This window comes from Kitasatospora sp. MAP12-44, from assembly GCF_029892095.1.
Classification (GTDB): domain Bacteria; phylum Actinomycetota; class Actinomycetes; order Streptomycetales; family Streptomycetaceae; genus Kitasatospora.
On the sequence record NZ_JARZAE010000004.1, the window covers coordinates 4,449,384 to 4,474,491 of the forward strand.

At 70.4% G+C, this 25,108-nt stretch carries 30 protein-coding genes and 1 tRNA gene; 9 read left to right on the forward strand and 22 right to left on the reverse strand.

The genetic code is table 11. From position 1 onward, the window contains the following. Positions 1-197 precede the first annotated feature (197 nt). The 3 genes from P3T34_RS20670 to P3T34_RS20680 all read left to right on the forward strand — a co-directional run bounded on the left by P3T34_RS20670 (position 198) and on the right by P3T34_RS20680 (position 2,592). Entirely contained in the window at positions 198-848 is a 651-nt protein-coding gene (locus P3T34_RS20670) for a DUF3566 domain-containing protein (RefSeq protein ID WP_280667511.1), read from the forward strand. A 232-nt stretch (positions 849-1,080) separates the two neighbouring features. Beyond that, positions 1,081-2,502 (forward strand): cyclopropane-fatty-acyl-phospholipid synthase family protein, encoded by a 1,422-nt coding sequence (locus P3T34_RS20675; protein WP_280667512.1) that lies wholly within the window; start codon positions 1,081-1,083, stop codon positions 2,500-2,502. A gap of 16 nt (positions 2,503-2,518) precedes the next feature. Continuing rightward, positions 2,519-2,592, forward strand: a tRNA-Ile gene (locus P3T34_RS20680). A gap of 352 nt (positions 2,593-2,944) precedes the next feature. Here P3T34_RS20680 and P3T34_RS20685 read toward each other — a convergent pair. Then, positions 2,945-3,118, reverse strand: a complete 174-nt coding sequence (locus tag P3T34_RS20685) for a hypothetical protein (RefSeq protein ID WP_280667513.1) — start codon at positions 3,116-3,118, stop codon at positions 2,945-2,947. 195 nt (positions 3,119-3,313) lie between these two features. On the opposite strand from P3T34_RS20685, the gene P3T34_RS20690 reads away from it, so the two are divergent. Both P3T34_RS20690 and P3T34_RS20695 read left to right on the forward strand, forming a co-directional pair. After that, positions 3,314-4,309 (forward strand): hypothetical protein, encoded by a 996-nt coding sequence (locus P3T34_RS20690; protein WP_280667514.1) that lies wholly within the window; start codon positions 3,314-3,316, stop codon positions 4,307-4,309. A gap of 362 nt (positions 4,310-4,671) precedes the next feature. After that, positions 4,672-4,914: a helix-turn-helix transcriptional regulator gene (locus P3T34_RS20695; protein ID WP_280667515.1), complete on the forward strand. Its 243-nt coding sequence runs from the start codon at positions 4,672-4,674 to the stop codon at positions 4,912-4,914. Positions 4,915-4,971: 57 nt separating this feature from the next. Here the strand turns inward: P3T34_RS20695 and P3T34_RS20700 are convergent, their stop codons facing one another. Both P3T34_RS20700 and P3T34_RS20705 read right to left on the reverse strand, forming a co-directional pair. Beyond that, positions 4,972-5,532, reverse strand: coding sequence for a GNAT family N-acetyltransferase (locus P3T34_RS20700; protein ID WP_280667516.1), 561 nt, complete (start codon positions 5,530-5,532; stop codon positions 4,972-4,974). 22 nt (positions 5,533-5,554) lie between these two features. Further along, positions 5,555-6,598 carry a hypothetical protein gene (locus tag P3T34_RS20705; protein WP_280667517.1) on the reverse strand — a complete coding sequence of 348 codons (1,044 nt, stop codon included), beginning with the start codon at positions 6,596-6,598 and terminating at the stop codon, positions 5,555-5,557. A gap of 783 nt (positions 6,599-7,381) precedes the next feature. Here P3T34_RS20705 and P3T34_RS20710 point away from each other — a divergent pair. The 4 genes from P3T34_RS20710 to P3T34_RS20725 are packed head-to-tail and all read left to right on the forward strand — an operon-like array spanning position 7,382 to position 9,541. Further along, positions 7,382-7,807, forward strand: coding sequence for an ATP-binding protein (locus P3T34_RS20710; RefSeq protein ID WP_280667518.1), 426 nt, complete (start codon positions 7,382-7,384; stop codon positions 7,805-7,807). A 34-nt stretch (positions 7,808-7,841) separates the two neighbouring features. After that, positions 7,842-9,017: a cyclophane-forming radical SAM peptide maturase AmcB gene (gene amcB, locus P3T34_RS20715; RefSeq protein ID WP_280667519.1), complete on the forward strand. Its 1,176-nt coding sequence runs from the start codon at positions 7,842-7,844 to the stop codon at positions 9,015-9,017. After that, complete coding sequence (locus tag P3T34_RS20720; protein WP_280667520.1) at positions 9,007-9,168, forward strand: hypothetical protein; 162 nt, start codon at positions 9,007-9,009, stop codon at positions 9,166-9,168. The genes amcB and P3T34_RS20720 overlap by 11 nt, the downstream gene beginning before the upstream one ends. 37 nt (positions 9,169-9,205) lie before the next feature. Beyond that, entirely contained in the window at positions 9,206-9,541 is a 336-nt protein-coding gene (locus P3T34_RS20725; RefSeq protein ID WP_280667521.1) for a hypothetical protein, read from the forward strand. Between the two features lie 100 nt (positions 9,542-9,641). Here the strand turns inward: P3T34_RS20725 and P3T34_RS20730 are convergent, their stop codons facing one another. The 19 genes from P3T34_RS20730 to P3T34_RS20820 all read right to left on the reverse strand — a co-directional run bounded on the left by P3T34_RS20730 (position 9,642) and on the right by P3T34_RS20820 (position 25,108). Next, complete coding sequence (locus P3T34_RS20730) at positions 9,642-9,959, reverse strand: hypothetical protein (protein ID WP_280667522.1); 318 nt, start codon at positions 9,957-9,959, stop codon at positions 9,642-9,644. Next, a complete protein-coding gene (locus tag P3T34_RS20735; protein WP_280667523.1) occupies positions 9,956-10,372 on the reverse strand; it encodes a hypothetical protein in 417 nt (138 codons plus the stop codon). Before P3T34_RS20735 ends, P3T34_RS20730 begins: the two co-directional genes overlap by 4 nt. 17 nt (positions 10,373-10,389) lie before the next feature. After that, positions 10,390-11,175, reverse strand: a complete 786-nt coding sequence (locus tag P3T34_RS20740; protein WP_280667524.1) for a peptidoglycan-binding domain-containing protein — start codon at positions 11,173-11,175, stop codon at positions 10,390-10,392. Next, positions 11,175-11,453: a hypothetical protein gene (locus P3T34_RS20745; RefSeq protein WP_280667525.1), complete on the reverse strand. Its 279-nt coding sequence runs from the start codon at positions 11,451-11,453 to the stop codon at positions 11,175-11,177. Before P3T34_RS20745 ends, P3T34_RS20740 begins: the two co-directional genes overlap by 1 nt. Positions 11,454-11,477: 24 nt before the next feature. After that, positions 11,478-12,020 (reverse strand): hypothetical protein, encoded by a 543-nt coding sequence (locus P3T34_RS20750; RefSeq protein WP_280667526.1) that lies wholly within the window; start codon positions 12,018-12,020, stop codon positions 11,478-11,480. 13 nt (positions 12,021-12,033) lie between these two features. Then, complete coding sequence (locus P3T34_RS20755) at positions 12,034-14,256, reverse strand: hypothetical protein (protein WP_280667527.1); 2,223 nt, start codon at positions 14,254-14,256, stop codon at positions 12,034-12,036. A gap of 1 nt (position 14,257) precedes the next feature. Further along, positions 14,258-16,804 carry a phage tail tape measure protein gene (locus P3T34_RS20760; protein WP_280667528.1) on the reverse strand — a complete coding sequence of 849 codons (2,547 nt, stop codon included), beginning with the start codon at positions 16,802-16,804 and terminating at the stop codon, positions 14,258-14,260. Positions 16,805-16,907: 103 nt separating this feature from the next. Then, the gene (locus tag P3T34_RS20765) at positions 16,908-17,372 is read right to left on the reverse strand and encodes a hypothetical protein (RefSeq protein ID WP_280667529.1); all 465 of its coding nucleotides are present in this window, start codon (positions 17,370-17,372) and stop codon (positions 16,908-16,910) included. A 19-nt stretch (positions 17,373-17,391) separates the two neighbouring features. Continuing rightward, positions 17,392-17,955 carry a hypothetical protein gene (locus P3T34_RS20770; protein WP_280667530.1) on the reverse strand — a complete coding sequence of 188 codons (564 nt, stop codon included), beginning with the start codon at positions 17,953-17,955 and terminating at the stop codon, positions 17,392-17,394. After that, a complete protein-coding gene (locus P3T34_RS20775; RefSeq protein ID WP_280667531.1) occupies positions 17,955-19,079 on the reverse strand; it encodes a hypothetical protein in 1,125 nt (374 codons plus the stop codon). Before P3T34_RS20775 ends, P3T34_RS20770 begins: the two co-directional genes overlap by 1 nt. Next, the gene (locus P3T34_RS20780) at positions 19,076-19,303 is read right to left on the reverse strand and encodes a hypothetical protein (protein WP_280667532.1); all 228 of its coding nucleotides are present in this window, start codon (positions 19,301-19,303) and stop codon (positions 19,076-19,078) included. The genes P3T34_RS20775 and P3T34_RS20780 overlap by 4 nt, the downstream gene beginning before the upstream one ends. Positions 19,304-19,326: 23 nt before the next feature. Further along, a complete protein-coding gene (locus P3T34_RS20785) occupies positions 19,327-19,809 on the reverse strand; it encodes a hypothetical protein (RefSeq protein ID WP_280667533.1) in 483 nt (160 codons plus the stop codon). A 26-nt stretch (positions 19,810-19,835) separates the two neighbouring features. Further along, entirely contained in the window at positions 19,836-20,699 is an 864-nt protein-coding gene (locus tag P3T34_RS20790) for a hypothetical protein (RefSeq protein WP_280667534.1), read from the reverse strand. Positions 20,700-20,712: 13 nt separating this feature from the next. After that, positions 20,713-21,162 (reverse strand): hypothetical protein, encoded by a 450-nt coding sequence (locus P3T34_RS20795; RefSeq protein WP_280667535.1) that lies wholly within the window; start codon positions 21,160-21,162, stop codon positions 20,713-20,715. Between the two features lie 17 nt (positions 21,163-21,179). Continuing rightward, the gene (locus P3T34_RS20800) at positions 21,180-21,506 is read right to left on the reverse strand and encodes a hypothetical protein (RefSeq protein ID WP_280667536.1); all 327 of its coding nucleotides are present in this window, start codon (positions 21,504-21,506) and stop codon (positions 21,180-21,182) included. Then, a complete protein-coding gene (locus tag P3T34_RS20805) occupies positions 21,490-21,726 on the reverse strand; it encodes a hypothetical protein (RefSeq protein WP_280667537.1) in 237 nt (78 codons plus the stop codon). The genes P3T34_RS20800 and P3T34_RS20805 overlap by 17 nt, the downstream gene beginning before the upstream one ends. Then, entirely contained in the window at positions 21,723-22,364 is a 642-nt protein-coding gene (locus P3T34_RS20810) for a hypothetical protein (protein WP_280667538.1), read from the reverse strand. The genes P3T34_RS20805 and P3T34_RS20810 overlap by 4 nt, the downstream gene beginning before the upstream one ends. Beyond that, on the reverse strand, positions 22,364-24,097 hold the full coding sequence (locus tag P3T34_RS20815) for a phage major capsid protein (RefSeq protein ID WP_280667539.1): 1,734 nt from the start codon (positions 24,095-24,097) through the stop codon (positions 22,364-22,366). Before P3T34_RS20815 ends, P3T34_RS20810 begins: the two co-directional genes overlap by 1 nt. Positions 24,098-24,130: 33 nt before the next feature. Then, positions 24,131-25,108, reverse strand: a complete 978-nt coding sequence (locus P3T34_RS20820) for an HK97 family phage prohead protease (RefSeq protein ID WP_280667540.1) — start codon at positions 25,106-25,108, stop codon at positions 24,131-24,133.

The following is a 25,108-nucleotide window of genomic DNA, read 5'->3' on the forward strand; positions in this document are numbered from 1 at the left end:
GATCGGTGGTCGGTCGCCCCGGGACAGCCCGGGGCGACCGACCACCCCGGTTCGGGGCTGGGTGCCCCGATGCCGGACAGTGGAGTGACGACCAGGGCGCAGATCGCGGTCCTGGCGGGAACTGCGGGAGGACCAGAGTGAGTGGGACGACGGGTGCCGCGGGAGGTGCCGCACAGGGCGGTGCGCCGTACGGAGGTGTGCCGCAGCCGCCGGCGGAGCACCCCGCGGCGTCCACCTCACTGATGTCCGCGGTGGGCGGCAACGGCGGCTACGGCGCGCCGCAGCCGCCGACCCAGCCTCCGGGCGGGACACCGGCGGGCTACTCGACGCCGACCACCTACACCAAGGGGCAGCCGACGCCGCCGCGCGGCACCCGGACCGGCGGCGCCGCGTCCGGGGGCGGCGTCACCGCGCCGCGCCGCCCGGCCGGCGCGCCGCAGGCCGCGGCCCCCGGCGGCCTGGGCGGGCGGACCCGCAAGGCGCGGCTGCGGATCACCAAGGCGGACCCGTGGTCGGTGATGAAGGTCAGCTTCCTGCTGTCGCTGGCCATCGGCATCATCGTCATCGTGGCCGCCGCGGTGCTGTGGGGGACGCTGGACTCGCTCGGGGTCTTCGCCTCGCTGGGCAAGACGCTGCGTGAGGTCACCGGCTCGGGCACCGACGGTTCCACCGGCGGTCTCAACCTGATGGACTACATCGGCTTCGGCACGGTGATGACCTACACCTCGCTGATCGCGGTGGTGGACATGGTGCTGATGACCGCGCTCTCCACGCTGGCGGCGTTCATCTACAACACCGCGGCCGGCTTCACCGGTGGCATCGAACTGACGCTGGCGGAAGAGGACTGACGTTCCGTCACTGATTCTCATCTTTTCGCGAATCCGCGGAATGCACGGGCTCCACCGGCTGTTCGAGCGGTGGGGCCCGTTGGCATTCGGGTGACCGGTGCAGTGTCCCGGCGTGCCGCCGGGCGAGCAGGACCGGTTACCGGATTGGCTGGCGGACCTGCACGGCTACCGGTACGGCTCGGGGGGCAGAGTCTTCGACAGCTGCCCCACAGGTTGCTTGGAGGTTCGCGCGATGGCCCAGATCGCTCAGCAGCTCGTCGGTGCGTTGGAGGGGCTGCTCGGCACGCGGCTCCCGTTCCGTATCCAGGCCTGGGACGGCAGTACGGCCGGGCCCGGCGGGGCACCCGAACTCGTCCTGCGCAACCGCCGGGCGCTGCGCCGACTGGTCTGGTCCCCGGGTGAGCTGGGGCTGGTGCGGGCCTACGTCTCGGGGGACCTCGACTTCGGGCCCGGAACCGGCCTGTACGAGGTGCTGGCCGAGTTCGCGCACTTCGTGGAGCGGCCGGAGCTGCAGGAGCTGCAGCTGGGCGTGGGCGACCTCGCCGACCCGGGGACCCGCAAGGCGCTCAGCACCCTGCTGCGGGCCGCCCTGCGGGCCGGGGCGATCGGCCCGCAGCCCGCCGCGCCGCCGGAGGAGGCCCGCCCGGCCGGCCGGGTGCACAGCCGCGGCCGGGACCGCGCCGTCATCAGCCACCACTACGACGTCGGCAACGAGTTCTACCGCCTGGTGCTCGGCTCCTCGATGGTCTACTCCTGCGCGTACTGGACGCCGGAGGGCAAGAGCCTGGAGGACGCCCAGGAGGCCAAGCTCGACCTGATCTGCCGCAAGCTGGGCCTGCGGCCCGGCATGCGGCTGCTGGACGTGGGCTGCGGCTGGGGCTCGCTGGTGCTGCACGCGGCCGAGCACTACGGCGTCAGCGCGGTGGGGGTGAGCATCTCGGCGGAGCAGGTGGCGCTGGCCACCGAGCGGGTCGAGGCGGCCGGTCTGGCCGACCGGGTGGAGATCCGCCTGCAGGACTACCGGGAGATCCCTGACGGTCCCTATGACGCGATCTCCAGCGTCGGGATGGCCGAGCACGTCGGCAGCGAGCAGTACCGCACCTACGCGTCCGGCCTGTACGGGCTGCTGGCCCCCGGCGGGCGGCTGCTCAACCACCAGATCGCCCGGCGCCCCAGCAAGCCCGGCGAGCCGTACGTCACCAGCCCCTTCATCTCCCGCTACGTCTTCCCGGACGGCGAGCTGGCCCCGGTCGGCAGCACCGTCTCGCTGCTGGAGGAGGCGGGCTTCGAGGTGCGCGACGTGGAATCGCTGCGCGAGCACTACGCGCTGACCCTGCGGGACTGGGTGGCCAACCTGGAGGCGCACTGGCCGCAGGCGGTCTCCCTGGTCGGCGTGGGCCGGGCGCGGGTCTGGCGGCTCTACATGGCCGCCTCGGCGCTGGCCTTCGAGGAGAACCGGATCGGGGTCAACCAGGTCCTCGCCGTCCGCACCACCCCGGCCGGAGCCAGCGCTCTGCCCCCCACCCGCGCCCAGTGGCTGGCCCCCCGCTCCCAGGACCCCGACCCCGCCAGGTCCCCTGAGCTGCACGTTGCGATCGCCGCCCCCGGTGGGCCCGCGGAGCCGGATTTGGGAGATCGGCCGACGGTCCGCTAATCTTTGAGTGCGGCAAGGGCCTATAGCTCAGACGGTTAGAGCGCTTCCCTGATAAGGAAGAGGCCACAGGTTCAAGTCCTGTTAGGCCCACGCGAAGAAGTACCAGGTAGAAGGCCCGGTCCCCTGATGGGGACCGGGCCTTCTACATGTGACGAGGCCCACTCACCCAGAATTCCTCCGAAACCCGCTCTCTCGCTGGGCGCCCGGGGAAAGCCGCCAGCTCACCCGTCGAACGGGGGGCTGTATGGCTCTTCTACGGGTGGTAGAACGGGAAGAAGCCCGCCGGTGGACCAGGTCCACTCGACGGGCTTCGGCAGGCCGTACGCCCTCCTCCAAGGGTGCGGCGCCCCTCCTCCAAGGTGCGCGCCGCGCGGGGCCGCCCAGGCCGCTCCTCCCCATCGAGACTGGGGAGGAGCGGCCAGTCTCAGTGCCGGCGGACCGGCTAGTTCCAGCCAGAATCCATCAGGACCACCGTGCCGTCGTCCGGTGTGGCCGGCGTGGCCGGTGTCGAGTTCCACCCGGAGTCAGAACTCTGCTGCTGGGCGAGGTTCCAGCCGGAGTCGGCCTGGGTAGTGGCCGGGGCAGTGGCCGCAAACGCCCAGGTGGCGACGCCCATGACTGCTATTGCAATGAGAATCCGCGCGTGTCGTCGCATGACTGACCTCCTGCGCCCGGTGATACGTCCGAGCACTGTGGTGTGACTGGCAACCAGTGTGGCTGCCTCTGCACGAACAGTCTTTCGGTCTCGACAGGGCGTCACAAGGGCCGTAGCCTGCGAGAGTTCGCATTGCGAAAAACCGCAGGAGTAGACGTGCCGATGACGCACCTTGGCACCCCGGCCGAGCTGACAGAGCTCAGCACCGAAGCCCAAGCGCTCTACGGGTTGCTGGCCCACCGTGTGCCGGCCCCCGACCTGGACAGCCCAGCACTCGCCGAGCTACTTCGCTTCGGCCTGGTTCTCCCCCACCCGCACGGCCCCGCCGACAGGTTCATCGCTCGAGACCCGCTGGAGGTGCTCGCGGAGAAGCGCGCCCGGATCTACGAGGCGATCGGCGCGTCCATGGCCGAGGTCACCGCTCTGCCGGAGCGCCTGCGACATCTCGCTGTCGCCTACCAGCGCGCCGAGCCGAACATCGTGCGGGGCGCCGTGGAGTACGTCAGTGGGATGGAGGCGGTCAACGCTGTGCTCTCCCAGCTGATCGCTGGCGCTACCCAAGAGCTGCTGACTGCCCAGCCCAGCGGCCCGAGGCCGGCCGACACACTCGCGCTCGCGCTGCCCCGGGATATTGCCGCGCTGGAGCGCGGGGTGGCGATGCGGACGTTGTACAAGATCTCCGCGCGATCCGACACCGACACCGCCAACTGGGTGTCGCAGATCACGATCGCGGGGGGCAACGTTCGGACGCTCGACGAGGACTTCCTTCGGGCGATCATCATCGACCGACGCACGGCGGTTGTGACCGACTACACAGCGCTGCCGCCCGGGGTCGACCCGATCCGGGCGCTCATCCTTCACGACCCTGGAGTCGTCCACTACGCAGCGGCCATGTTCGACCGCGACTGGACCCGAGCGTCCGTCTGGCGCGGGGCCGAGCTTCCATCGGGGGCGATTCTGAGCGACCAACAGCGTTCGATCATCCAGCTGCTCGTGTCCGGCACGGCTCAGGCCGGCATCGCGAAGGCTCTCCGGGTTAGCGATCGCGTGGTGCACGCTCAGATCGCGGAAATCAAGCGGCTCAGCGGGACCAACAGCTTGGCTCAGCTGGGTTTCTGGTGGGGCCGTCAAGGGGCGCCGGCTGCCGAGTGAGAGCGGGCGCCATGCGTGTCGGCGTCGAGCTACTGGTCAGTGCAGTGCAGGTGCTGCGTGATCCGAGCGGAGATCAGGCTGGCCACGCGCTGGGCGTCCCGGACCGCGGCGGTATGTGCACGGGTGCCGTCATCGGTCGCCGCGAGCTGGGTGATGAGGCGGGAGGCTGCAAGTAGATCAGTTGCGGCGTCCTCTAGGTCGAACGGCCGCTGGAGTGAATCGCCAGGCTGCCGGGGGGTGCTCAGTGTGTGCTCCTGATGTCGTGCCCCCCCGGGTATAGCCATGCGGTATCGAACATACTAACGACAAAATGGCAGCATATGTGTACAGACATCTGATCATGGTCGAGCGACTGTCGGTGGGTGCCGCCGACCCGTACGCCCGACGACCACCAGCTCCAGCAGCGCCGCGACGTGGGCGAGCGGATCAGGGCCCTTCGGCGCCACCGCGCACTCAGCCAGGAGCGCCTGGGCGAACTGGTCCACCTCGACCGCCGAACGATCGGGCGCTACGAGAACGGACTCGCCCCACCAACACTCGACGAACTCGGAGCGATCGCCCGAGCCCTCGGCATTGAGGCGTGGCAGCTGCTCCGGGACGAGTAGGGCCGCCCGGCCCGTGGGGGATCGGACCGGACGGCCGATCAGGTGGCCGATGGGCGGTCAGCTAATGGGCGCCGGCGGGAGGATCATCGCGTCGTAGGTGGGCGACTCGGGGGCGTGCTTGATCCGGCCGCCGATCACCTCGTACCCCCACCTGGGGTACGCGCTTCGCGCGGGCTCGTTGTCGAAGATGCACGTCAGCGTCGTCCACGGCTCGACGCGCCCGGCAACGATCTCATCATGCAACCGACGCCCAATGCCCCGGTCGGTGTGGGTGGGCAGCACCATGATCTCGCGAAGCCAGAAGACGCGGCCCTCGTCGGCTGCTTCCCGGGCGGCCTGTGGCCGATGGTCGCCGAGCGATACCCACCATGCGCGGTCGGCCGGGAGCGTCACGCCGTGGACGTAGCCGACCAGCTCGCCGCTGACGCGGGCGGTCACCGTCTCGAAGCCGTCCATCTCCAACGCGCCCCGCAGCCGCTCGGCGTACGTTTCGACAGAGAAGAACGGGTCTCCGGCGTACGGCGGGACGTCGTACACCACGGCGTAGACGCCGACGAGGTCGTCGAAGACCTCTTTCGCGGCCGTCCCGTTGTAGTGGCGAAGATCAATGTCTGACACGGGGCTGTGTTCCTTTCTGTAGTTACGCGATGTAGGCGGTCAGCCGCTCGGCGGTGTCCCGCGCGTCCATGCTGTCCTGGTAGGGCTGCAGGCTGTCCCGGACGAGAACGAGCTGACGCATGTTGCGGGTGGATGTCATCCCACCTTCGATCAGCCGCAGTGACTCCTGTGCGGCGGATACGGTGCGGTCCAAGTCGTGGTCCTGTACGGCCGCGTACGACAGTCGGGCGAGGCACATCCCACGGTTTCGGGAATGCTCGATGTCTTGCAGGGCAGCGGACCGATCGAGCAGTCGTACGGCTCGCTTGTGCTGCCCAAGGTCGGAGCGGCACATCCCTTCGAGGCAAGTCAGTTCAGCCTCGTTCAAGAAGACCGCCCAATCGGGATCGCGTTCGGTGCTGCCGCGGTCGAACGCTTGCCATGCTCGTTTGATCGCCGACGAGCACGCCACCTCGTTGCCAGCGCGGGCGTACCCCTGCGCTTCGCGGATCGCCAGCAGCGCGGACACGCGCGGCGGTGCCTGCCACTCGGAGGCGCGGGCCTGGGCCAACTTCGCGAAGTTCACCGCCTCGCGGGCTTTCCCGAGATCGACGCTCTGGCGTGCCATGTTGGACAGGGTCCGGACCGCGAGCCCACTGTCACCGCCGAGCATCGCCGTATTCAGCGCTTCTGAGAAGTACACGCGGGCTTCGGTCTGCTGGTCGGCGTCGTAGCAGAACCATCCGAGCGAGGTGGTCAACTGACCGGCAATCCCGCGCAGATCGTGCCCGATCTCGTCGGCGTAGGTTCCGTGGTCTATCAGGCTGTGGACCCACATCAGGTGAGAGCGGGCGGTGCGCCACAATCGGTCGCCGCCGAAACGCTGGTCGATCGCGTCCAGGTCGAGAGCGGTCGCCCGCAGCATCTCGATCTCGTCGCGGCCGACCCGTAGTTCGGCCCGGCCGGCTGTGGTGGATGCGGTGGGGGAAAGCCAGGGCAGCCCGAGCATGGCAGCGCTGGCGGTGAGGGCTTCGCGACGGTTCACGGGCGTGATGATCTCTCCTTCGTCATCATCGGCGCCACTCACCAAGCCGCCCGGCGGGACGAATCCGAGATGTTCCGGCCCGCGTCCGAACGCCGCACGAATGGCTGTTGCACAGTCAGGTCGTGGCCATGGCGGCTTTGTTGACTCCCATCGTCGGTATGTCCGCTCGCTGACCACGAAGTTCTGATCCTTGAGAGCGCCCCTACCTGCCTGACTGACACCGTCGGCAGCGGTCTCCTGCGAGAACCAGCCCTTCGCCAGGCGTGCCGCGAAAAGGCGTTCGTTCCCGGGTGTTCTCATGACTCCCCCTGACGGTTCGTGACGTTGCTCACCGTAGACGCGTCACAGCGCGGTGTGCACGTTGTGGCGGGAATCGGGCCCCTGATTGGTTCCCATCGGCCGCCGAGTGGCCGCTGAGTGGCCGGTTGGTGTCCTGGCCCAGCACTGCCCGGGGCGGTGCACTTGTGATGCCGTCCGGGACGCCTGGGCCGAAGCGCCAGGCCCTGTCGGGAAGCCCCCGGGCGGCATCCTGCGGCGGTCCTGTCCCCGCGTCCCCCGTCGGGGATGGGACCGCCCACCATCTTCTGGGAGTGCGCCGATGTCCGCCGCCGTTGCCAGCATCCCACCGGGCGAGGTACCGGGGCCTACCAGCCACAGCCGACGACAGCCCGCCTCTCACGCCTACTACGACCAGCGCACCGAGCACCTAGTGGGCACTGTGCTGCACGTCCCCAACCAGACACGGGCGGCTCGCCGTTCCCAGGTCCTGACGCAGTTCAACGAAGGCCGTCGCAGGATCGCCGCGCGTCGCGCCCAGGAACTTCTGTGATCAGCGTCTCCGACCAAACCGTCACTTCGGTGCACCCCGCGACGGTTCGCTTGCCGTATGAGCCGCGGTCGGCCGGGGCTGCCCGGCGCATGATCCGTAACAAGCTCGTTGAGTGGCGGCTGCCAGTGCTGATCGACGATGCCGAGCTGATCGTCAGTGAGCTGGTCGCCAACGCAGCGGACACCGGGTGCCAGCGCTGCATGATCGTCGCGGTCCGACGGATCACCGAGACCACCATTCGCATCCTCGTTCGGGACGGCTCCCGGTCGATGCCCTGCCTGATCGACGCCGGCCCGAATGCCGAGTCGGGTCGGGGGATGCGTCTAGTGCACGAGCTCAGTGGCGGCCACTGGGGTGCGACGCCCGAGGTGCTCGGAAAGACCATCCACGCCGACCTACGGGTCAAGCTTTCCGCTGGATGACCAACCCACCGCAAATCAAGGAGTCCCGCTGACCATGGCCTTAACTACGCGCCCGGCGCCACCTGACCCCACCCGCGTCGCTGACCAGTACGAGATGGTCGTCCTGCAACCCACGAGCTTCTGCAACCTGGACTGCCGGTACTGCTACCTGCCGCTGAGGAAGCAGCGCCTGGAGATGCACCCCGGTATTGCCGCTGCGGTCGCCGCGGATGTCGCCCTTCAGGACGCAGACCACAAGGTCATCGTGCTCTGGCACAGCGGGGAGCCGACGGCGATTGGCCCCGTCAAGTTCCGAGAGCTGCTGGCCCCGTTCGAGGCGCTTCGGAAGGCTGGCCGTGTCAGGCACAGCATCCAGACCAACGCCACGCTGATCACCGACGAGTGGTGCCGGCTCTTTGCTGAGTACGACGTCCAGGTTGGCGTCAGCCTCGACGGTCCTGCCTTCGCCAACTCCGAGCGCGTCAACCTGGCCGGCCGTCCCGCGTTCGACCAGATCACCGCCGGAATCACCAGGATGAAGGCTGCGGGCATCGACGTCTCGGTGATCGCTGTTATCACCCCGGCCACCGTGCACCAGGGCACCGAGATCATCGCCTTCCTGGACGGCATCGGGTTCGAGCAGATCGGCTTCAACCTGGAGGAGATCGAAGGGGCGAACGCCGGCCGACCAATGATCGGCGACGAGGATGCCCGGCAGTTCTGGCGCGACGTCATCGGGTACTGCCAAACGGCTGCCGTTCCTCCGAACGTCCGTGAACTGGGCAGCTTGGCGCGCCGCCTGCGGGCCAACACCGAGCCGGGCCGCGATGTCCTGCCGACCGTCACCTACGACGGAGACATCATCCTGGTCTCGCCCGAGCTGGCGGGCACCATCGCCCCCGAGCACCAGGACTTCGTGGTGGGCAATGTCCGCTTCGAGACGATCCAGTCAGTCCTCCGCCGCCACCACGAGATCCCCTATGTCGCAGCGTTCGAGCACGGCCTGACGATGTGCCGCGACACCTGCCCCTTCTGGGCCACTTGCTTCGGCGGCTACGCCTCCAACCGGTACTGCGAGCAGGGCCGGTTCGACATCACCGAGACGCAGCACTGCCGGGGAACCCGTCAGGCCCTGGTCCTAGCCGTGCTCGACACGGCCGACCCGGACACCGACCGGGAATTGATCACCACCGTCCACACCATCACGCGAGGAGAGATCCATGGCCACTGACCACAGCACCGACGACGCGCCGACCAGCGACGACCACAAGCCGAAGAGGGGCGTTACCGCTGTCCTCGGCTCCTACGAGGCCAGCGACGCCGGAACGGGCGCGACCAATTTCACCAACTACTCCGACAACGGCTTCTCCGACAGCAAGTGACGCGGTAGACCAGTAGGGTCAAGCCGAGGAGGAGACCGTGCCCTACTACGTTCTGGTGACCGGATCAAGGAGCCCACTTCGGGGGGCGATCATCACGGAGGCACGCCACCGCCTGTGGCGTGTCGGGACGCTCGACCATACGCCGGGCGGGATCACGGTCATACAGCCGGAGGGCGGGTCGGACGGTCTCCTCTGGGACGCCGTGATCGACACTGGGACGCAGGGCGCGGACATCGAGGCCCGCAAATATGTGCCAGTGTCCGAGGACGTGGGTGACATCAAGGCTGCCGCTGTGGAAGCGTGCGACCGGGCGGCGTCCCGCACTAGCACAGCCCTGCGGCGGCTCGGCATCGGTCGTCTGCTGCACGGCTGAGCGCCCCTCCCGGCGGACATGACTCCCGAGCCTCGCCGCGCAGTCCGAGGCATGACGAAGCGCCCCCGCCCGCCCGAAGGAGAGCGGGGGCGCGGTGCTTCTACTGCTCGGGCCCGGACGAGCTGCCAGTGACGCATTGCTCGACCCGGTCGAGCGCGTCCCTGAGCGACGCACCGGAGTTGGGATGCAGCTCGTGCTCGATCCGGTCGAGCCTGGCCATCACCCCCAGCCTGCCGGGAACTCCCGGCCGGGACGGGGTTCCCTGCCAGTCGTCGATCACCTCGTCCATCCGGCCAACTAGCCGGACCAGCGCCCGGACCGCGCGCCAGAGAAGCGCGAGCAGCCCGGCGATCGCGACTGCGGCGGCCGACCAGATGACCAGCACGTCGACGCCGATCACGCCGGTGGAGGTGTTCACACGGCGCTCGCAGGGGTCGGGTCCACCGCCTGCGGAGCGAGGACAACGGCAACGGGCGCGGCAGCCGGGTCCGACATGACCGCGGGCGAGGCCGGGGCCGTAGCGCCCGCGGCCTGCTCGACCACGGCCGCCAGGCGCCGGAGCTCCTCGGCCGCGTTGTGCCGGACGCGCAGGACCTCGGCCTCGGCTGCGGCCGCGATCCGCTGCGCGTCGGCCGTGACGGTGGCTATGAGCGCCGGGTCATGAGCCTGGACGGCGTCGGCGACGCTTACGACGTCGTTCCGCAGCACCTGAGCATTGCCGGTCCCTACGTCGGCGGCCACGCGGCCGAGTCGGGCGGCGAGCGCCTGGAGGACGTTGTGGAGCGTGACGCCGGCGGTGGTCACGGTGAGCAGGGTGGAAAGGCTGTCCATAGTCGTTCTCCGATCGGTTAGTTGGTGACGGGCGCGGTCCATGCCGCGTTCCAGGTGACGGGGCCGACGATGCCGTCGACGCCCAGGCCCTTCTCCTGCTGGAACTGGCGGCAGATGGCGGCGGAGGCCGGTCCGTACCAGCCGTCCACCGCGATCGACCAGCCTCGGGCTGCCATCTGCCGCTGCCAGGTCTGCACGTTGTTGTCGTGCAGCATCGGCGAGCGGACGGACAGGTATTCGCCGGGCCACGCCGGGTGCGGCGGCGCGGGCGGGGCCGGCGGCTTCGGGGCGCTGGGCGCGGGCTGGCCGACGAGCTGCGCGGCCCGGGCCAGGATCGCCGGGCGCTGGGCGAGGATCGCGTTGCCCGGGCAGTCGTAGTGGCCGCCCCAGGCCGCGCCACCCATGCCGTGCCAGCCGAGCCCGGTCCCGTTCGGGTCGTCGGTGGGCTGCACCGGGATGCCGTACTGGCCGTGCAGCCAGGCCAGCAGCTGCGCGCAGTTCTCGATCTGACTGGCCGTCAGGCTGTCGCCGCCCAGCCCCTCGTTCTCGACGCTGACCCAACTCCGGTTGCCGGCCATCTCGGTCCAGGCCGCGTCGTCGGTGTCCACCAGCTGGCGCAGCCCGCCGGACTTGGGGTTGAGGAAGTGCGAGGAGGCCTGCGAGGACGGGTCCTTGAACCAGGACTCGGTACCGGCCTCGCCGCCGTCCTGGATGTGCAGGACCAAGCCGCGGTGCTCGGACATACCGCCCGGGTAGAGGTTGGGCGTGGGGCCGATCCACTGGGCTGCGGGCATGCGTGCCATCAGAGGGTCTCCTTCTGGGTGGTGACGTGCTGCTTGAGGTCTTCGTGGCGGTTGGTGTGGCGCTGTTCGGCGGCCTTCTGCTCGGCTAGCACGAGCAGAGAGACGGTGGCGGAGATCACGTTGGTGTAGTTCCCGCCGACCGACTCGAAGGCCTGGTCGCTTCCCTCTGTCAGCAGGCCGATGCCCAGGAAGAGCAGGGCGAGGATGTGCCAGCGGCTGATGGAGACCTGCTCCACAGCGGCGAGGAGCCGGTCGACGGCGGAGTTGATGCGTTGCACGTGCTGCTCCATGTCGTTCGCGGGTCAGGGGGTCTGGAGGGAGCGCAGGCAGCCGCTGAACCAGGACCATTGCGGGCCGTAGCTGGTGCCGGGGCTGTTCACCGCTGCGCCGCTGTTCTGGTACAGGGTCAGCCCGATGACGTCGCCGACGTTGCAGATGATCTGCGGGGCGTTGATGTAGAACACGCCTGGGTCCGCGGCCTGGGCGTAGACGGCGCCGGCACCGTCGAGCGTGCTGCCGTTCTGTGTTATGGCCACGATGCGCAGTCCGGCGGTGGCCGTGGCCAGGCCTGCGCCGCCGAAGAAGTCCCAGACGCCCGCGAAGGGCACGACGTAGGAGTACGGCGCGGTGGCGCTCAGGCCCGAGTCGGAGTCGTGGATCGGGGTCTCGCAGGTGACCTGGGTGGTGGCGTTGTTGGGGAAGGACTGCGTCACGTGCTGCTCGGCGCGGAAGGAGGGCGGGTTGGCCCAGAACTGCAGGTAGGCGCTGATCTGGTTGAGCTGGGTGGAGGTGATCTCCTGGTTCGCTGACCAGGTGGGTGCGGTGGGCAGCGTGCGGGCGGCCAAGTGGGTGCCTCCTTCAGTAGGCGAGGGTGATGCCGGGGGTGTCGCAGAGTCCGAGGGTGGGTGAGTCGCACTGGTAGGTGGGGCCCTGGGCGGGTGAGGTGGACCAGGCGATGAGGTGTTGGCCGGCGGTGATGGTCTCGGTCCAGCCTTCGACGGTGTGGCTGCTGGTACCGCCGGCGCCGTAGGGGCTCTGCTCCTGCCAGCCGGTGACCTGCAGGACGCCGGAGAGGGTGAGGGCGAGGACGGCGTCGTACCAGGCGGGGCCGTAGCCGGGTAGTTGGGCGAGGGTGGCGGCCTCGACGGCCAGGGGGGCCGGCCTGGGTGGCGGGTTGGCGCCGGCGGCGATGAGTGCGGCACCGAGGCTGGCGGCCTCCAGGCCGTTGAGGTTGACGGTGTCGAGTTGGGTGGCGTATTCGCCGAACAGCGCCCGGGAGGCGGCACCACCGGTGGTGACGGTGATGGCGCCGGCGCCGGAGGGGGTGACCTGGACCTGATTGACGAGGTACTGGAAGTCGTCGGCGAAGGCGGTCGTGGGGTCGAGGTCGACGGCGGCGATCGTCAACGCCGGGACCGGGTTGGCGCGTTGGGTGGACGCCTGCAGGGTGATCCGGCCGTAGGCGTCCACGAACAGCGGCATGCCCTCGGTGTGGGCGACGGTGCGCAGTGCGTCGAGCACGTTCTTGCCGGTGATGGCCTGGGGTCCGCATGGGTGGGCGGTGGGGGAGATGTGCAGGACGGGGCTGGTGCCAGTGGTCGGCTGGGGGACTGTCAAGTAGGTGCCCGGGAGGTAGGTCGGCTGTTCGGGCACTGGCAGCCCGGCGTAGGAGACCAGGCGGGCCACGCGCTGGCCTGTGTTCTCGCCGGCGTGACCGGTCGCGCCCGCCAGATAGGCGCTGTACCAGCTGGGGTTGATCGCGGCCGCCGGGATGAGGTGGGCGACGACATCCGAGATCGCGCCGGTGAAGAGGCTGACCCCGCTGGTGAACGTGATGGCGTTCCAGCCCTCCGCGCCGCCGACGGTGATCCTGGACAGGGCCGGGGACGGGCAGAAGCCTGCGGACGGCGTTGCGGAGCCGAAGGCAAAGTAGGTCTGCGCACCGTCGATGGCCGCGGAGAGGTACGACGCGCCGCCGCCTGTGGCGGCGACGGTCTGCAGGCGGACGCTGATCTGGTGCCAGGCACCGTCGGTGAGGGGGAGCTTGGACGCGCTCTGGATGAGATTGCCGATGGCGGAGTTGGTGGAGGTCAGCGGTGCCTGGTAGAGCTGTGCGCAGCCGTTGCTGTCCAGGCCCAGGCCGATCACGTAGTTGGTGGTGGGGTCGGCCCAGCTCCAGATGGGCTGGTAGGGAGTTGTCGTCTTGATCCAGCAGGTGAACTGCGCGACGGCCTGCAGGCGGATGGTGCCCTGCAGGTAGCTTCCGTTCGGCAGGGCGTTGGTGTTGCCGCTGAAGCCGGGGTAGGGGTTGCCGGACGGCGCGAACATGGCGGTCTGCCGCCCGTCGAATCCGGGCGCCGGGGCGCTTGACCAGGTCAGGCCGGTACCGCCGGCCACGCCGATGGAGCGCACCGTCAGGCTCTGGCCGCCGGCGGGTGCCTGCCCGGAGACGTCGGAGGCGTAGGTGGCGCCGGCGGGCTCACCCAGCGGCCAGTACCCGGCGATGTAGGGGGCGCCGACCGTGTCGGACATCCACTCCTCGACCAGCATCGTGGCGTACTTGGGGGCCTGGGTCAGCAGGACGAAGACGTCGGAGGCGCTGATCTGGCTCTGCGCGCCGGCGCCGGTGATGGTGGTGGGCAGGGCGGTGATGTAGCCGGTGAACCTCCTGCTGGCGGTGCCGGACAGCGGGAGCAGGTCGACGCGCAGCCAGGCGCCTTTGCGGATCAGTCCGCACCAGGCGGACGAGGGGTTGCCTGCGGTCCAGCGGCCGTCGGTGTTGTCGACGGTGAGGGTGCAGGTGGCGGCGCCGGGGTCGGCGAGGCCGTCGGGGCGCCCGGGGTTGATGGTGATGGGCTGGTCCTGGTCGACGTAGGAGGTGACGTCGAGCCAGGCCGGGTTGGGGGTGTAGGGCGGGTCGAAGGAGATGTAGACGCGCGGGGTGGACGCGGCGCCGTTCAGTTGCTGCGCGAGGCTCTGCCCGGTGCCGGCCGGGGCGGCCTGGGCGTGGCGGATCCAGGGGTTGCGGCGCCGGGGCGGGCGGGGGACGGGCTGGGTGCGGGTGCTGGTCGCGTAAGGCATCTCAGGCCGTCGCCATCGCGACGGACTGCAGCCGCCCGCCGCTCTTGAGGAACTGGACGAGCTGGCGATCGATCGTCTGGCCGTTCAACTTCAGCTCCAGTTGCAGGTAGAGGGGCCGGTCCGGGCTCGACCCGGCGCCGCCCTGCCCCGTGGTGCCAGCGGCGGCCAGGGCTGCGGTCATGGCCTGCTGCATGGCGGGCAGCGGGGTGACGATCTCGGGCTGCCCGGCCTCGGCGACGGTGACGGTGGTACCGCCGGGCTGGGGCATCACCATGCCGCCGGCGGCGAGCATCGGGATTTTGGGGATGTTGACGCCGAAGTTCTGGCCGCCGAAGACAGGCACCCAGTTCGGGATGGCCACGTGGATGGAGTCCAGGCCGCCGATCGCCGAGTTCACCACCGCGATGACGCCGTCGATCGGCGCCTTGACGATGCCGACCAGGACGGAGAACGACGTCTGCACGCCCGCTCGGATGCCGTCGAACGCACTGGTGAAGCCGCTTTCGACGTCGTGCAGCGCCGTCTTGATCGGGTCCACGAACAGGACGTCGAAGTACTGGACGGCCTCGTGCCACCAGCTCGGGATGGCCTGGGTGAACAGGTACCGGAAGACCTCGAAGGACGCGGTGACCCAGTTGGTGACGTCGTGCACGGCGTCCTTGATCGGGGTGATGAACTGGGCGGTGAAGCCGTGCGAGACGTCCGACCAGATCTGGCCCAGGACGTGTTCGACGGTCTTCCAGTTGTCGACGATGTCGGTGATCCCGCTGATCAGCAGTCCCAGTCCCGGCATGAAGAGGTTGACCAGCTCCTTCCAGTGGCTGGTGAACCAGTCCCATCCCTCGCCCAGGACGTGCTCGACGGTCTTCCAGTGGTCGACCAGCTGCATGAACCCGTACGCCAGCAGGGAGACGACCGCGGCGGCGGCGATGAACGGGGCGGCGGCGACGGCGGCCTCGACGGCGGCGACGCCCAGTGCGGTCACCATCCCCCACAGGGAGGGCAGGAGGACGGCGGCGATGCCGATGCCGAGCGACTCGGCGACCTGCTTGTGGTGCTCCAGCCAGGAGCCGGCCGCCAGCGCTCCCTGGGCCAGGTCGGTGAAGCCACCGACGGCGGCCTTGACGACGGGCATCAGGACCATGCCGATGCGGATCCCGAGCGTCTCGACGACCGCCTTGGCCTGGTCCAACTTGAACGAGAGGGTGTTGGTGACCTCGGACCAGCCGGTGACGTCCTTGCCCGCGTTCTTTCCGGCGTCGGCGACCGCCTTGACGTTGGACTCGAACGTCGACGCGTTCTCACCGGTCAGCATCAGCGACGTCGTCAGGCCGGTGGCGCCGCCGGTCATCTTCTCCAGCGCGGCGTTGTAGGTCTGCGCGGCCGGCCCGCCGGAGGTGAGCATGGAGTTGAACTGGTGGGTCTGCTTGGCGACGCCCTCGAACTGGGTCATCATCGCCTTCTGGACCGGGTCCAGGCCCTTGAGGTTGCTCGTCCACTGCTTCGAGCTCTCGCTGCCGTCCAACAAGCCCTTGGCCATCTTCTGCAGCGCGGGCGGCATCGACGCGATCATCGTCTTGGCGTTGGCGGCGGCGGCCGTGGAGTTGTTGAACGCCGACTGGATGACGGTGCCGGCCGGGCCCATGTGCGCGGTGATCGCGGAGGTGAGCTCGGAGAGCGTGCCGGTCAGGCCCTTGGTTCCGAGCTGCTGGCTGACCTCCGTGGAGTTCAGGCCGAGTTGGCGCATCTCCTGGGCCGCGACGGCGTTGGGGGCCTGCAGGGAGCGGATCGTGTTGCCCAGGTCCTGGCTGGCCTGCTGGGCGGACATGCCGTGCCCGGTCATCGTCGCCAGCGCGCCCGCCACCTGGCTGAACTCGATGTGCGCGGACGACGCGAGCGGGACGACGTTGGACAGCGAGCTGCCGAGCTCCTCCATCGTCGTCTTGCCGGAGGAGACGGTGGTGACGAGCTGGTCGGTGACCGCGACCGCGGCGGAGGCCGGCAGGTGGTAGTCGTTCAACACGTCGGTCAGGGCGTTGCCGACGGTCCCCAGGTCGGCGTTGCCCACCTTCGCGCCCTCGGCGGCCGCCTTGAGGACGGTCAGACCATCGGCGCCGTGGTAACCCGCCGACTCGATCATGTACATACCGCTGACGAGCTGGTCTGTCGTGGTGCCGACCTGCGGGGCCAGGTCCAGGATCCCGGAGCTGACCATCTTCATGTTGGCCGCGGACTCGCCCGCGCCGGTCTGCAGCGTGGTGACGGACGATTCGAAGTGGCCGGCCATCTCGACGCATTTGGCGCCGACGACGGCGGCCGCCGCGGCGACGCCCAGCAGCGCCGGGGACGCGCCGAGCAGGCCCTTGGACGCGCCTTCCTCGGCGGCCGCCGACTGCTCGGCGGCGGCCTTCTCGGAGGAGGCGGCCATCTCGGCGTTGGACGCGCTGACGGCCGTGGCGGTCTCGGCCGCGCTGGCCTGGACTTCCTTGAAAACCTTGGAGGCTTCGTTGAGCGCCAGGAGCCGAAAGACGAGGTCGGTCGTACTCACGGGGGCTCACCACCCCCCGCCCTGTGCCGGTCAGCCGCGCGCGATCAGCCCCCGCTGTTGCGGGTGGCGACGTAGGCGATCAGGGCGTCGGCCTCCTGGACGGTCAGGAGATCCCACTCCCAGGGACGGATTCCGAGGAGTTCGGCGAAGACTCCGAGGTGGGCGACTCGCCTTCGGGCGAGGGAGTCGGGGGCTGCGGCTGCTCGGACGTGGCGGGGGACGTGCTCTCCGCCGAGCCATCCGGCGCCGGCGGCGTAGGGTCCGCCGCGACCACCGTCCGCGCGCTCTTCATCGTCGCCATCAGGTCGAGCAGGTCGGCGAACGGGACGAACGCCAGCGCCTGAGCGGCCTCGCGGAAGTTCACGCCGTCGCGCACGGCGGCCGCCCGCACCGCGCCGAGCCAGAACAGCGCCGCGGTCGAGAGGGTGCCGCCCTCGGCAAGCCCCTGCAGGTACTTGCTCGCCCCGATCCCGACCTGCCGCTCGATCTCCAGACCCTCGGGGAAGGTCAGCGACTGGTCGTCAGTGGAGAGAGTGTCGCCCTGCCCGTTGACGGTGTACGTGATCATGCTTGTGTCCCTTCGGAGTTCAGAGTTCGGCGGCGTCGAGGATGCGCTGCGGGACGACCATCGCCGCCCGCACACCCGCCTCCAACACCGCGGTGTTGGCCTTGATGACCGTGTCGAAGTAGGGCCGACCCAGCTGCTGCACCCAGGTGTCGTGCCCGAAGACGGGGTGCCGCCAGCCCTGCGCCTTGTTCCACCGCTTGCCCAACGTCCGCTGCTCTGCAGGGAGTTGGGAGGAGCGCATGCGGAAGGCCAGGTTGGTGCGGTCAGGGCCGGTGCTCACCGTGGCGCCGGTGGCGGCGGCGATCGTCGCGCGCAGCCCCGAGCGCTTCTCGGCGCTGGCCGCCGCGCTGGCGCGGGTGCTCTTGGAGCGCGAGAGGCGGTGGGCGGCGCGGGCCCGGGCGCCGGCGCCCCGGCTGCCGCCGCCCTGGCCCTTCACCTCCGCGCGGATCTCGGCGACGACCGGCTTGGCGGCCGCGCGCAGGCCCTTGGCGAGCGCGGTGCGCACCGACTGGTCGGCGTCGGCCAGGCGCAGGCCCAGCGCCCGCAGTTGCTCGGCCCCCTCGATCTGCACGGCGGCGGCCATCAGACGGCCGCGTCCGTGGTCTGCATGATCACGGTGAGCGGCTCGTTGACGAGGTCGTACAGCGCAACGAACGGGAAGCTGGTGTTGACGACGTCCTTGCCGCTCGCGGCCGGGGAGCCGTCGTTGAGGAAGACGTTGTTCAGGACGAACTGCAGGGCGGGCGCCGTCGCGGACATGGCGCCCGCCGAGAAGGTGACGATGATGCTCAGCGGGGTGTCGGAGTAGAACGCGTCAGCGAAGTACGTCTTGGTGAGGAAGTCGGAGGCGAGCGTGCCGGTGATCGCGACGACGTCAGAGGTGATCGGCTCGTCCTTCAAACCGGCGTTGCCGTAGTACTGACGCCCGGTCTTCATCTTCCGCTCGACGCTCACGTCGAAGGCGGTCACCCCGTCGACCGGCGTGGAAGCCGATGCCGCCGCGACCGAAGTCCCTATCTGGATCTGCGCGTTGGCGAAGTCCCACGGGATCGCGACGGCGTAGCTCGGGGCGGCCTGGGTGTAGGGGGTCTGGGTGCTACCGCCGGTGGACGCGGTCGGGTAGGCGGTGTCGATGAGCGGGTCCGCGAGGTAGCGCGAGTCCCAGCTGGTCGCGCACGTCAGCAGCTCACCCGACTTGCACGACCACGCCATCTTGGTCGCCTTGCAGCCCAGCGCGTCGTACTGGCGCAGCACGCCGTCGGTGGTGGGGATCCCGATCTGCATCGCCACCGACCGGCCCGCGATGGAGTTGCGGAACGTGTGGGTGTAGCCGTAGACGGGGGCGGCCGGGGTGAGGCGGGCGCCGGCCGCGTAGATCCCGCCGAGCGCGGCCTGCGAGCCCGCCGCACCAGACGCGTAGGTGCTGGAGATCTGGTTGAGCAGGGTGGTCATGTGCGAGGCCTGGCACCAGTCCAGCGGCATCTCGACGGTCGCGGAGCGCTCGACGACGACGCGGCGCTGCGCGAGGTCCACCATCCGGCCGGCCGCCAACCCGCTGCTCTGCTTGGTGGTCTTGGCCTTCTTGGGGACGACGGTGTTCGGCTCGAACCAGGTCCAGGCCGGGGAGGCGACGACGGCGCTATAGGCGGTCTCGGGGACGAGCGCGGCGCAGGCGCCGATGCCGGCGCCGACGGTGGTCAGGGTCACTGCTGGGCCTCACTCTCGGCGGGGACGGCCACCGGCCCGGCCACCGGCGCGGGTCGTGGCGGCGGGGGCGGTGGCAGGGTGTCCTCGAGGCGGGTCCAGCCGCCGGCGCTCCAGTGCTCGGCCTGGTCGTCGGGCACGGTGACGCTGTCGCCTGCGGGGACCAGGACGTAGCCGAGGGTGGGCACCACCCGGTCCTCGCCGTGGTCGTTGCGGAATCGGGCCATCAGGGCCTCCTAGTCGGTCGGAGTCAGGTGAGTCGGGCGCGGCACTGCACGTGGAACTGGATCAACACGGATGCGCCGGCGGGGGTCTGCGCCTGGTGCACTTCGATGCCGCCGGAGAGCTGGGCGAACAGGACGGCGCCGCCGAGGGTGCAGTCCCCGGGGTTGCCGCCGGTGCCGCGCAGCAGCGTCTCCACGGTGGCGAGCAGCGCGAACGCGCCGTCCCGCAGCAGGCGCATGGCGGTGGTCCCGCTGAAGTGCTCGACCGCGCAGACGATCGCGACTGTCTCCTCGCGCGAGCGGGCGCCGAGCGCGGCGAACTGCTGGTCGCCGGTGGCGGCCGGCAGGTCTGGGCTGACCGGCGAGTACCCGATCCAGATCCGGTCGTCGAGTTGCAGCTGGGTGTCACCGACGGGCGGCCCGTCGAAGACGTGCGCCGTCGTGCCGAGCGCGGTGGTGCAGGCGGTCACCAGGTAGTCGACGGCCGCGCCGATGCTGGAGGTACTCAACTCTTCTCACCTCCCGCGGGTGTTGGTCATGCGATGCCGCCGGGGTCACGGGTGCCCGGGCCGTCCAGCAGCTCAAGGGCCCGGTTGGGGATCGCGTAGCCGTAGAGCATCACCGCGTCATCGGCGGCGTAGCCCTGGGAGTTGGCGCCGGCGCCGCCGCGCTCCAGCGACCACAGGTGGCGCAGGATGATCCGGCACGCCGTCAGCACGTTGTCCGGCACGATCGGGCGCCCGCACGTGTACGTGACGTCGTAGGGCCCGTTCCAGAACGGCAAGCCCGCGGTGTGGCGCAGGGTCCCGCGCACCGGGTCGACGGTGAGAAGCGAGAGGTCGTAGACCAGCCCGTAGGTCAGCACCGGCGTGATCGAGACGATCGGGTAGGGCTGGGTGGCGGGCTGGAAGACCGGGGTGCGCCGCAGCATGAGGATCTCCGACGCCCCCGACTCCAGGTGGCGTTCGGTGACCTGCCGCACGACGACGGCGCCGGCGAGCTTCTCGACGATGGCGGTGACGGCGGCGTTGTAGCCGCGGATCCGGGCGTCGAACGTGGTGTCGCTCTGGGCGATGTTGACGGTGTCCTTGGCGTCCGCCAGGGACAGGATGGTGCCCGCGCTGCCAGCCTCGACGTCGAAGGCGTCCACCAGGGCGCCGACGCCGACGCCAGGCCCGGGCGTGCCGGTGGCCAGCCACCGCACCGTGTGCCGCCCGGCCTGGGCGCTCTGGTAGTACGCCTGGTAGACGCCCAACGCCGTGGCCTGCGGCGTCGGGGTGGCCGTGCTGCCGTCGGGCAGCGTGATGGTGAGGGTGATCGCGCCGGGGGCGGCCGGGGCGTTGGCGGTGTCGGTGACGGTCCAGGCGAGGACCACCACCGCCCCCAGGTCGTACGCCACAGCCGCCCCCTTGCTACTCGGTCCAGACGACTCCGCAGTTCGCGGTCGTGGTGGTGATGGCCGAGCCGGGGGTGATGCGCAGCCGCCAGTACGAGTTGGGCGCGACCCACAGGGCGGTGTCGTCGGTCTCCCAGGCGGCATACAGGCCGCCCTGCGGCAGCACGTTGTGGCTCTCGGTGTTGGCGGCCGGTGTCCCGGCGCCTTCCGTGGTGGCGTTCACACCGGCGGCGGTCTGGGCACTGGTGTCCTGCCCGACGTAGGACATCGCCGAGGGCGTCGCCGCGCTGTTGGTGGTGACCGCGGCGCTGAACCGGCCCGACTGCACGAGGACCGGTTTATCGGTGCTCGTGGCGGAGTTGAAGTCGGTCCACCACTTGAGAACCTTGATCGGGACGGAGCCGGTGCGCAGCTCGATCGCGGTGACCGCGGTCGAGGCGACCAGCGTCGCGGTCGTCGTGGTCACGCTGAAGTTCGGCACCGTCAGCTCGCCGTGGCCGGGGCGATCTTGGCGGCCGCAGTGGTCGGTGCGGGTGCGGGTGCGGCCACCGGCGGCGCGGCCGGCGCCGCGGCGGGTGTCGGGGTCGGCGGGGCGGCGGGGGCGCCGCTGGTGGTGGCGTGCAGGGCGGTGTACAGCTCGGCTAGCACGGCGTGCGCCTGGGCGTCGGCGCGCTGCACATCGCCCTCCGCGACGGCGGCCAGGCAGCTCAGGTGCTGGTCCACGGTCAGCAGCTCGCCGGAGTTGACGCGCTCGGCAACGCGGGTGCGGAAGCGGGTGAGGAGGGAGTGGAGGTCACTTGCGAGGGACACGGGCGCTCCTGGAGCTGGGATGGGTGCGGGAGGTGGTCTCCCGGGCGGGCGGGGCCGCGGCCGTGGTCTCGGGCCGCGGCTCGGCGGTGAGGGCGTCGAGCTGGAGCTGCAGGCGCTCGGCCTGCGCGTGCTCGCCGGCGTTGCGGGCGTGCCACAGCTCGCGCCGCAGCCAGGCCTCCGCGTTGGTGCGCGGCGCGGGCGGTGGGACCGGGCTGGTCACGAGCGGCTCAGGACCACGTACGGGACCAGGCCGGTGGCCGGGGCGGCGACCGTCGTGCCCGAGCTCGCGCCGAGCGCCGGCGGGGCGCCGAGCGCGGGCAGCTTGGTCACCAGCGGGACCTGACCGGACAGCAGGCCCTTGAACGCCGCGCTGCCGCCGGCCATCGCGTCGAACGTGGAAGCGGCAGTGCCCCAGGCCTCGACCACCGCGACGCCGAGCACCAGCGGCGCGTTCGGCAGGCCGGAGCCGGCCGCGTTCTGCGGGGTGCCGACCGTCCCGGCGACCACCACCGGCGCGGTGAGCGCGATCTTGTTGGCGCCGCCGGTGAACGTCGTAGTCGCCGAGACGCCGAGCACAGTGGCGGGCGAACTCGCCGTCGGGACACCGGAGTAGACGACGACGAACGACGTCGAACCGGGAGCCGAGGACAGGGCGCCGATCCCGAAGGAGACGTAGCCGATGACGTCGCCGACCTGGGCGGGCACCGCGACGACGTAGGGCACGGTGGTAGCCGCGCCGGTCGCAGCGGTGGTGTTGATGTCGCCGCGGCTGATGCTGCGGCGGTAGGGGGGGTTGGGCTGGCCGTCGAGCAGCCATTCCTGCTCGTAGTCGGGGTAGCGCCCGCCGCCGAGATCCATCAGAAACCGCCGTTCATCATGTTGAGGACCGAGTTGGCGGGCGTGGCCGAGTACTGGGTGAGCGTCGCGTAGGACACTGCCGAGCCGGCCTGAGCCACCGTGATCGGCCCCGTGCCGGTCAGCACCGCGCTGTACGCCTGGTAGCGGTTGAAGAGCGAGGCGACGTAGTTGTAGAGCTGGAAACGGACCTGGAGGCTGCCGCTCAGCACCTCGGTCAGGGCGCGGGTGCGCATCTCGCCCTCCCACAAGTAGCAGTCGTCCCACAGGCCGCACAGGACCGGCGTGTATACCCCGGACCCGGGCGAGATGGCGAACTGACCGCTGCTCAGGGTGGTGATCTGCGGGTTGGTGCCGCCGGAGGCCGGGAAAGTCACCGGCATCTGCGGGTCCAAAATCACCGGCAGGCCCTGGTACCAGCCGACCGGCCCCGCGACGACCGGGCCGTCGTTGTCGACCGCGGCCATGTTGAAGCCCGTGTTGTTCGGGGTCCCGGGCACCACCAGCGGGCGGCCAGACTGGTCGACCTGGGTCAGCAGGTAGTACCAGACCCAGGGGTGCCAGACGTGGTGGGTGGGCGGCCGCAGCCGAGTGCGCGCCACCAAGCTGAGCATCTGCCCGCCGGCCTGGAACACGGACCCGTTCACGGACGGCGTCGCCCCGCCGCCGTTCACCCAGGTCTGACCCGAGGTGTTGTTGGTGTTCGGGATGTAGATCCCGTTCGTGTTGGAGATCACGCCGCCCGGCCAGATTCCGGTGATCTGCCCGGCGGTGCCGGACCCGACGAAGCACTGCCCGGACAACTGGCTGTTGTAGTCGGCGCTCAGGTCACCCAGGATCAGCTCGTCGAAAGCAATCGGCGACTGGTCCAGCAACTGGAGGCCCACGTCCTGCTGGCCGGCGATGGTCTGGACCTTCGCGTTGACGAAGTTGTCGCTCATGTCGCGGCCGTTCACGGGGGCACCGTCGGCGACCTGCGGGCCGGTCGCCGACCCCACGGTGAGCCTCGGAATGTTGATGCTGTCGGTCCCGGCGGGCAGCGGCATGCCGTGCAGCAGGTCCGCGAACGTCCGCCCCGCGCGCAGATACGGCACCAGCTCGTCGATCAGCCACAGCGGCGGGACCTCGTAGCCGCCGGCGCCGTCGGTACGGCTGAGGGCGCGGCTCTCGCGCTCGAACGGCGAGACGCCCGCCTTGTCCATCATGGCCAGGGCCCGCTCCTGGGCGCGGCGCTCGGCCGGGGAGCCGGTGGCGTGGATCCGGTCGAAGGCGCTCGCGGCGGCGGCCGCGCGGCGCTCGGCCCGGCGCGGGATGTCAACGGCGAGCTCCTGGGCGTGGCGGGCCAGGCGCTGCTCGGAGAAGACCACGCCGCCGTCGCCGCGGCCCTGCTTGGCCGCCACCCGCGCCATGTCCAGGAAGTAGGAGTGGCCGGAGCCGCGGCCGTAGGTGTTCGGCTCCTCGCCCACCTGCCAACCGCTGCCGGAGCGCCGCTCGCCGGGGGCGCTGGTGCCGGTCTGGCCGGAGGCGGCTCGTGCGGAGGCGGCGCGCTGCTCACGCTCCACCTGGCGCTCGCGCAGCTCGACCTCGCCGTCCAGCGCGGTGATCTCGCCGTCCAGCTCGGCGAACCGGCCGCGCTGCTCGGCGGTCATCGCCGCCGCGGACAGGGTCTGCATCTCGCCGAGCAGAGACTCCCGGCGGGCCCGCAGGTCGCCGAGTACATCAATGACAGGGGGCACAGCGGTCTCCTTCGTAGGTGGGTTGCGCGGGGGTCAGCGGCGGGCGGACAGGGCCAGGACCCGCACGCGGGCGCGCGCGGCTGAGAGGGCCATCTCGGTGTCCTCCTCGACGATCCCGGAGGCGTCGGTGACGGCGTCGTCCATGGAACCGACGGAGGCGACCAGGCCGCCCTGGTCGTACAGCGGCTCGCCGCACTGGTCGCAGTACCCGGCGTCGCTCGCGTTCGCCGCCCCGCACGCGGGACTTGGGCACTGCGGGGAGCCGTCGCCGTGCGCCGCCGGGTCGTGGGCCGGTTTGCTGCTGAAGTCGGGTTGCGGGCCGTCGGCCGGCAGCGCCCGGCGTTCGGCGGGCAGGCCCGCCGCGAGGGCGCCGGCCGCGGTGACGGGCAGTGGGACCGTCAAGGTGGCACCGTTGGCGGCCGGATTCGCCGCCCAGCACACGATGCTGACGTCGCCGCGGTGCAGGTCGATCGCCGTGATCCGCCGCTCCATGTAGTCCGGGGACCACTGCTGCGCCAGAGCGATGAACCCGATGCTCATCTCGTCCATGTCGCCGCGCTCCATCGCGCTCGCCAGGGACTGCACGAGCGGGGAGCGGCCGTCCAGCGCCGGGGCGTTGACGTCCAGGCCAGTCGAGTCCGCCTGCAGCGTCATCGTGCCCGAGCCGGTACGCGCGAGCGGGATCCCAGCGGTGTCGTGGCCGATCAGGAACTGCACGTCGGCCTGGTTGGCCAGCGTGCCGTTGCAGGCATGCGCGTCGAGCACCTCCGTATACGGGTCGCCCCACATGTCCCACATGTCGAAGGGCTGCTCAAACGTCGCGGCGTATCCGCGGAACGCGAAAGTCTGCCCAGAGGCGCTGGACGGGTTCGCGCGGAACTCGAACTGCGCGGGCACACGCTGGCGGCGCTGCTCGCGCCGGCCGCCCAGCGCGGAGCGGCGCTCGGCCAGCACGTCCAGTGGGGTGGCGACGGTCAGGCCGGGCGGGCCCGGCAGCACAAGGCGAGACAT

What these genes read in the sequence shown, in the direction of transcription:
- P3T34_RS20765 (WP_280667529.1), bottom strand. Translation starts at nt 17,372, where the DNA reads ATGATCACGTACACCGTCAACGGGCAGGGCGACACTCTCTCCACTGAC.
- P3T34_RS20720 (WP_280667520.1), top strand. Translation starts at nt 9,007, where the DNA reads ATGGCCACTGACCACAGCACCGACGACGCGCCGACCAGCGACGACCAC.
- P3T34_RS20820 (WP_280667540.1), bottom strand. Translation starts at nt 25,108, where the DNA reads ATGTCTCGCCTTGTGCTGCCGGGCCCGCCCGGCCTGACCGTCGCCACC.
- P3T34_RS20810 (WP_280667538.1), bottom strand. Translation starts at nt 22,364, where the DNA reads ATGGATCTCGGCGGCGGGCGCTACCCCGACTACGAGCAGGAATGGCTG.
- amcB (WP_280667519.1), top strand. Translation starts at nt 7,842, where the DNA reads ATGGCCTTAACTACGCGCCCGGCGCCACCTGACCCCACCCGCGTCGCT.
- P3T34_RS20740 (WP_280667524.1), bottom strand. Translation starts at nt 11,175, where the DNA reads ATGGCACGCATGCCCGCAGCCCAGTGGATCGGCCCCACGCCCAACCTC.
- P3T34_RS20755 (WP_280667527.1), bottom strand. Translation starts at nt 14,256, where the DNA reads ATGCCTTACGCGACCAGCACCCGCACCCAGCCCGTCCCCCGCCCGCCC.
- P3T34_RS20685 (WP_280667513.1), bottom strand. Translation starts at nt 3,118, where the DNA reads ATGGGCGTCGCCACCTGGGCGTTTGCGGCCACTGCCCCGGCCACTACC.
- P3T34_RS20675 (WP_280667512.1), top strand. Translation starts at nt 1,081, where the DNA reads ATGGCCCAGATCGCTCAGCAGCTCGTCGGTGCGTTGGAGGGGCTGCTC.
- P3T34_RS20735 (WP_280667523.1), bottom strand. Translation starts at nt 10,372, where the DNA reads ATGGACAGCCTTTCCACCCTGCTCACCGTGACCACCGCCGGCGTCACG.
- P3T34_RS20780 (WP_280667532.1), bottom strand. Translation starts at nt 19,303, where the DNA reads ATGGCCCGATTCCGCAACGACCACGGCGAGGACCGGGTGGTGCCCACC.
- P3T34_RS20770 (WP_280667530.1), bottom strand. Translation starts at nt 17,955, where the DNA reads ATGGCCGCCGCCGTGCAGATCGAGGGGGCCGAGCAACTGCGGGCGCTG.